The organism is Calditrichota bacterium, from assembly GCA_013151735.1.
Taxonomy (GTDB): domain Bacteria; phylum Zhuqueibacterota; class JdFR-76; order JdFR-76; family BMS3Abin05; genus BMS3Abin05.
Map to the genome: position 1 here is coordinate 1 of JAADHR010000057.1, position 6,854 is coordinate 6,854.

Consider the following 6,854-nt stretch of genomic DNA (forward strand, 5'->3'; position numbering starts at 1 on the left):
GAAAAGTCCGTCAAATTTACAACGTGTTCAATTCTTTCGAGAGAGGGTAATGTGAGACTGTTGGCGTAATCTTCCTCAATAAACACGGCTTTAGCTTCCGAATGGCGAATAATGTGGTCGATGTCTGTTTCAGGAAAACCCTCCAGGATTGGAACCGCCACGGCGCCCCGGGTCATAATGGCCAGAAAGGCCGTAGCCCAATTGGGTGATGAATTTCCAAGAAGCACAATCGGGTCGCCTTTTTGAATATCCAGTTTAGTCAGCAGGTTCTGAATCGTTTTTACCCGACGGCCCAGCTCGGCGTAGGTAAAGGGGGTTTCCCCGACGAAAGCAAGAGAGGGGCGGGTCGCATATTTTTCGATAACCCGGTCAAAAAATTCATCCAGTGTGGTGCGCGTCAGTCCGAATTTCATCTTTAAATCCACCCTTTTTCAGTTTGATTTATTTTTCAGGAAAAACAATTTACGCAAAAAAAATAAAAAATGCAAAGGCAGATTTTAATAAAAATTGGGCAAAGGCGGCGTAGTTTACCGGAGCGACAGGGCAATCAGCCACTGGGCGAGAAAGTACGACCCCAACACGAGTGCCCGCGCGGCCGGGAATTTTTTTCGGAAGCGGTTGACAGCCAATGTGGAATCAGAAAGTGCAAAAAGAAAGGCTCCTGCAAAAGCAAAGAGAAAGGCGGTTTTTGGAGTGGCCAGCCAGTTTTCGCCGGCCTGCCAGACCATGGTGAGAATGACCATCACGTAAACGAGTACCGGGACCGTGAATGATCCAAGGTCTTTTTTCAGATAGAAAAAAATGCTCATTCCGTAAATGAGGACTATCAGGAACAGCCACCAGGTAAAGCCGAATCCTCTTCCCGCCGTAAAGGCGGAAATATAGAAGAGATGTGCAATGAGAAAACTCACCAATCCCGGAAGGAAGCGGTCTTTTGGAAGCATCAAAAATATATCGCCGGCCAGGGAAAAAAGAAGGCCGATGAGAATGGCTGTCCGATACCAGGTGTGCTGGTGCCATCCCAGATAGAGGGCCAGCACAAAAATGGCCGTTGTGGTGAGGGGCTTAAAAATATAGTGCCCGATGCGAGGGCCCGAATAATCCGTTAAAATAGCCAGAACGGCTGAAACAGCAATCAAAATGGTCAGTAAAAGAATTAACATGGATGGGCTCCTTTTTTTCCCACGAATGAATTTGAAGAAAAAGGCCGCGAGTGCGCAAATGCAACGTCAATTTGTGGATGCTTCTTTTCCCACGAATTTGCACGAATGATCACGAATAGAAACTATTCGTGTCAATTCGTGGGCTATTTCTTCTCCCAAAAATTTGCACGAAAGATCACGAATAAAAAAATTTTGTGTCAATGCATGGGCTATTTTTCTTCTTCGTAATTGTAAAGGGTATTTCTCTCCAAATCGGCCAGGGCCAATTTGTACGCAATAAAGGCCGAAAGGTAATTAACAGCCGCCTGACTCAACTGATCCTGAACACGAGCCAGCTCCTGACTGGTAATTTCTCCGTTTTCAAATCGGGCCAGACTAATTTGAAAGCTTTTTCGGGCCACCTCCCGATTTTTGTCCAGAATCTGCAGGCGATCCAGGGCTTCCTGAACCCGGCCGACCAGGGCGCGAATTTGCCGGCGGATGGAAACCTCCTGATTCTTCTGATCCAGTTCGGCCATTTTCAAGGCTGCCCGGGCGGAATTGACCTGGGCCCGATTGACGCCCCAATCCCAGAGAGGAATGCTCAGGGTGAAGGAAACGCCCTTGTTTCTGGGACGTGTTTTCATATCGGCCGTGCTGGATTGGAATAAGTCGTAGGGGCGTGTGGAAAAAGGAAGGGAAGGATCACTAATGCCCGTCAGATTGTAGTAGGCGGAGAACATTCCCTTGACCTCCGATTGGCTGTCTACCTCCCGAATGTGAATTTTGGCCAGTTCCACCTGGATTTTCTGCTCTTGAATTTCCGGCCGGTTTTTCAATGCGCGCGCAATGGCATCTGAAAGCGAAATGTGTATTTCTTTGTAAGAAAGATTGGGAATCAGGCGAATGGGTTCGTCCAGTGGCAGGCCGATCAACTGTTTAAAACTGTCCGACAGCCGTTGGTGATTCCCCCGGGCCACCATCAAATTATTCTTGCTCTGGGCCAAATCGACCCCCAACTGCATGGCTTCCACTTCGGGAATCAATCCCGCCTTGAATTTATTCTGAGCCAGTGTGTACGCATCTTCGCGCTCTTTGACTTCTTCTTTTGCAATTTCCAGCAGTCGCTCGGCCTGGTAAAGGTTGTAAAACCCTTGCGTGACGTTGTAAACCATATTGGCCGTTTCCTGTTTGTAGCGAAGCCGGGCGGTTTCGTAATTGAGTTTTGCCTTCTTGAGTCCCACCTTCAGTGTGTTCAGAGTAAAAAGAGGCTGCTGAAATTGCAGGCTAACGGACGTGTAAAAATCCTTTCGTTTGAAGGTTTGTTGATTCAGAGCCACATAGGTCGATACCTGCTCCTGGAACAGACTGGAACGCAGAGAGAAAAATCCGTTTGTAGGAAGCGGCTGGTTGACGGTCAGATTGGTCTGGTAGAGCAGAGTTCCGGTTGTGTTGTAAACGGGAAGTCCGTTGGGTACGGGAATTTCCGAAACCTGTTGGCGAAAATCCGGTGATGAAAGGTTCAGGTGAGCGTTGGTTTTAAATTGTCCTTTGGCTGCTTTTAAATTTTCTTCGGCAGATTTCAGATTTTCGTAGAGGGTTTGCATCTGGTAACTTTTCTTCCGCGCAATTGAAATCGCCTCTTCCAATGTCAGGCTGCGGACATTTTGAGAATGTAAAGGGTTTGCGAGCAAGACATCAAAAAAGATTAGGAGAAATGGAAAAGAAAGCTTTGCGAATCGGCCCACAATCAAACCTCCTGATTTAATCCTGTCAATCCTGTCGAACACGGTGAACGCCCATTTCATTCTCTCTCTGCACTACTCGTATCGCAGAGATTCAATGGGGTCCAGAAGAGCGGCTTTTCGTGCGGGGAAAATTCCGAATAAAATTCCCACCGCGGCAGAGACGCCAAAGGCCAGTACAACGCTTCCCGGGGAAATGATCGTCCGCCAGGAGGCATAAAGGGTAATGATTTTTGTGAGAACAAATCCCAGAAAGATTCCCAGAAAACCACCGATTGCGCTCAGAATAATGGCTTCCACCATAAATTGAATCAGGATGTCGCGCCGGGTGGCGCCCACGGCACGGCGGATACCGATTTCACGCGTCCGCTCCATTACCGATGCCAGCATGATGTTCATAATGCCGATTCCGCCGACCAAAAGGGAAATGCCGGCAATGGCACCCATCACAATATTAAAAATACGCTGGGTTTTTTGGCGCTGACGAACCAACGCCTCCGGCACCACAATTTGAAAATCATCCTGATTTTTATGCCGTTTTTTAAGCTGAATATCCAACAGATTGGCGGCTTCCTGAATGCGATCGGGGTCCTTTACCCGAACAACCAGCCAATCCAGTTGCCCCTGTTTCAATTTTCTGTAGAACCGTTTTCGAGCCGTCTGAAATGGAATGTAGATATCGTTGTTCATGTCGCGGAAGCTCTTGAAACTTCCGCTGCCTTGAAGCCGCGGAGGAAACGTACCAATGACCGTAAACCACAGATCGTTGATTTTGATTTGTTTTCCTACGGGATTTTGGAAATAGAATAATTTTTTCCGAATACCGTCTCCCAGTACGCAGACTTTTCGGGCCTCTTTCTCATCCCAGTAATTGAAAAATCCGCCCCGGGCAAGTGCCACACCCATCATTTGAGCGTAGTTAGGGAACGTCCCGATCACATTCGCCTGAGAATGTTCGGAGCCGCTTGTTGCTTTTTCTTCCTCCTGAATGAGCGGAAGAAAATCTTCAATCAGAGGGTTGGTTTTAAGAAGCGCCCACCCGTCGTCCGATGAAAGTCCCGGACTCTTGAGCACGCCCTGATTGTTGGAGGAACTTCCCTCGACGATCGGTTTGCTCTTGATCAGAATGTTCTGAATACCGAGCTGCGAGATTTGCTGCAAGGCTTCCTGCTTGGCGCCCTCGCCGATGGAAAGCATTCCAATCACCGCTGCCACGCCAAAAATAATTCCCAAAATGGTCAGAAATGAGCGCAGTTTGTGGGCCAGCAAGCCGGCTGTTCCAATTTCAACACTCTCTTTGAAATCCATTTTTTAGTCGTCCCAATTAGTCAATCAAACTGAAAAAATAACGTTCCGCTGGAATTTTTGCGGGCATTGCATAAACGAATCCTGTTTAAAAAATCTTTAAATAATGGCCGGTTTAATTATTTAGTCCCGCTTCATTAAAATCTATTCCTCCTGACCCTCCCCGAGACAGGGGGTGGGTTCAAAACAAGCGGTGTCCCATTTTCAAACCAGGACATTAACATTTATCCCACGATAATCATTCGCCGCACCGAGCCGCCCCTCTTTTTGGTTTTCGGTTTGGATTCCGAGGGCAGCTCTTTTCCCATCTCATGAAAGGGTTTTGTGGGATCCCAGAGTGAAACCTTTTCTCCGGGTTTTAGTCCCTTTTTAATGATGATAAAATCCTCATTCTTTTCCCCGGTTTCAACCTCACGTACTTTGGGTTTGGGGGTCAGCACATAAACAACGGTTTTTCCATCCTTTTCGAAAACAGATTCAAGGGGAACAGAGATGACATTTTTTCGGCGGTCCGTAATGATTTTACAGGTGGCCGTCATGCCGGGCTTTAGCTGCTGGGTTGTGGAATCCAGAGAGACGTTCACATCAAAAACCTTGGTGTTGGTGGCACGGTCGTTATGGGCCAGGGCCGCAATGCTGCTGACCTTTCCGGATAATTTCAGCCCGGGAACGGCATCAACGGTTACGCTGACCAACTGACCCTTCCGAATCCGGTCAATGTCAACCTCGTTAACCTTTGTCTTAACGTACATTTTACTCAAATCAGGTATTTCGAGAATGGCCTGGCCGTACCAGGGGGTGTCTCCGACTTTAACTTTTTGAAGCCCGGACGAGCCCCAAATCAGATTGTAAACCACCATTCCGTTGGCGGGCGAAAGGATGGTCATGTCCTTGAGATTTTTTTGGGCCGCTTTCAGATTGGAACGCGCCTGATCAACCGCCAGTTGGGCCTTCTGAAGAGAGGCCTTGTCGATGGCCTTTTGTGCGAGCAGTTTGTATTTGGCCTGATTCAGGGCAATTTCGGCCTTTTTCATGGACAATTCTTCTTCCTTTCGCCGGGCGTCCGATTCAAATTCCATTTTCTTAAGCTGAAGCTTGGCTTGTTCGTAGGAGTATTTCTGCATTTCCAGCTGGCTTTCCAGATCCCTTCGGGTCGATTCGATGTTGGCTTTTAATTTGTTCAGTTCGGCAATGGCATTTTTAAGATCATTCTCGCGCTTGTGAATTGTTTCTGTAATTTCACTGGTGTCGAATTGAACCAAAAAATCCCCCTTTTTAACCACCGTTCCCTCCGGAACCAGCCGCGTAATGCGGATGGAGTATCCCCGCGCCCGCGGCACGGTGATTGAAATGGAGTTGACGGCTCGTAATTCGCCCGTTGTGGTAATCGGGATGAGAAAATCTCCCTGTTGAACGGTAAACGAAGGGAGAGCGTTGGTGGAGAACGATAATTTCCAGACTAAAATCAGACCAATGATGATAACCACAGAGAGTCCCCCGTACCGAATGGATTTCGATTTCCAGGAAATTTTCATTCGCGTTCCTTTTGTTCCTTTGGTTTGGTGGATAATTTTTTCTTACCCGTTTTGGCCTGTTTGGCGGACTGGGACTTCAACATGCGTTGAATTTGTGGAGGAAGGGAACCCCCCTTTGTCAGTTTTTTCACAGGTGCCGGTTCGGGCGTTTTCCCGCGATTGGCCTCATAATCGTAGGTGAATCCCCGCTTCTGCATGCGGTCAATTTGCCGGCTTAAGGAATCGGCTTTTGCAAGATGAGCCTCATAAAAGGCGAGGCGACCCAAAGGGGCCATCCTGTCTAACGGAGGCGGATCCTGAACAAAATCTTTTTCAGACAGACCCTTCAGGACGATCACATCACAATCATTTCGCTTTCCCAGGCGGACCGCCCGTTTCCCTTTCTTGGTAAAAACGAAAGGCTTCCCGTTGATTTCTCCCACAGCCGTTGTCGGAATAAGGAGTGCATTGGGAATGGTGTCCAGAAGCACCCGGGTTTTGATGGTCATTCCGGGTTTCAAACTCGAATCCGGATTCGTAATTTTCACGTGCGCCGGAAACACATGAATGCTCGAGGGTTGATCCCAGATTTGGCCGCGAACAAAATTTTCGGGTTGTGAGATTTTACTGATGCTTGTAACCAAACCGTGATAAATCCGGTGCGGATGGGCTTCCAGCCAGAGCTGTGCGCGCTGACCGGGCTTTATAAGCTGAATGTCCACCTCGTTGACATACACAACAGATTCGATGAAATCCAAATTGGGAATCCGAATTAGTTCCTGCCCGGGACGTACTTTGTCCCCCACGCGAATTTTTCGCGAGGTCCCGCCGAACCAGGCCTCTCCGTAAACAACCATCCCCGGGGCAGGTGCCAGGAGAACGAATCGATTAATCCGGTTTCGAATATCCTGTATCTCGGATCGGATATTGGCTACCTGCAAATTCATTTGCATTAAATTGGCCTTCTGAATAATCTTCTGATTGTTAATGGATTGGCGAGCCTGTTCCAATTGGATTTGGGTCTGTTTCAGATTAATAGCAGCCTGCTTTTGGGTGACGTCGGATTCGAATCGGGAATTTTGAACTCTCAGTTTAGCGGCCTCGAGATTGTATTCGGCAAGTTTCAGTTGATCGCGCAGTTGTTCCAT

At 48.0% G+C, this 6,854-nt stretch carries 6 protein-coding genes; all 6 read right to left on the bottom strand.

What is annotated here, in order from left to right; genetic code table 11:
* Positions 1-413, bottom strand: a 413-nt coding sequence (locus tag GXO76_03935) for an AMP-binding protein (protein NOY77002.1), incomplete at its 3' end; no start/stop codon positions are given.
* Positions 414-527: 114 nt separating this feature from the next.
* Positions 528-1,163: a lysoplasmalogenase gene (locus tag GXO76_03940; protein ID NOY77003.1), complete on the bottom strand. Its 636-nt coding sequence runs from the start codon at positions 1,161-1,163 to the stop codon at positions 528-530.
* Between the two features lie 209 nt (positions 1,164-1,372).
* On the bottom strand, positions 1,373-2,890 hold the full coding sequence (locus tag GXO76_03945; GenBank protein NOY77004.1) for a TolC family protein: 1,518 nt from the start codon (positions 2,888-2,890) through the stop codon (positions 1,373-1,375).
* A 72-nt stretch (positions 2,891-2,962) separates the two neighbouring features.
* A complete protein-coding gene (locus tag GXO76_03950; GenBank protein NOY77005.1) occupies positions 2,963-4,195 on the bottom strand; it encodes an FtsX-like permease family protein in 1,233 nt (410 codons plus the stop codon).
* A gap of 221 nt (positions 4,196-4,416) precedes the next feature.
* A complete protein-coding gene (locus tag GXO76_03955) occupies positions 4,417-5,727 on the bottom strand; it encodes an efflux RND transporter periplasmic adaptor subunit (protein ID NOY77006.1) in 1,311 nt (436 codons plus the stop codon).
* Positions 5,724-6,854 (bottom strand): HlyD family efflux transporter periplasmic adaptor subunit (locus GXO76_03960; protein ID NOY77007.1); only part of this gene is annotated, 1,131 nt, incomplete at its 5' end. The genes GXO76_03955 and GXO76_03960, both read right to left, overlap by 4 nt.

Excerpts from the sequence above, each read along its gene's own strand:
- GXO76_03955 (NOY77006.1), bottom strand. The coding sequence starts at position 5,727 with ATGAAAATTTCCTGGAAATCGAAATCCATTCGGTACGGGGGACTCTCT.
- GXO76_03940 (NOY77003.1), bottom strand. The coding sequence starts at position 1,163 with ATGTTAATTCTTTTACTGACCATTTTGATTGCTGTTTCAGCCGTTCTG.
- GXO76_03950 (NOY77005.1), bottom strand. The coding sequence starts at position 4,195 with ATGGATTTCAAAGAGAGTGTTGAAATTGGAACAGCCGGCTTGCTGGCC.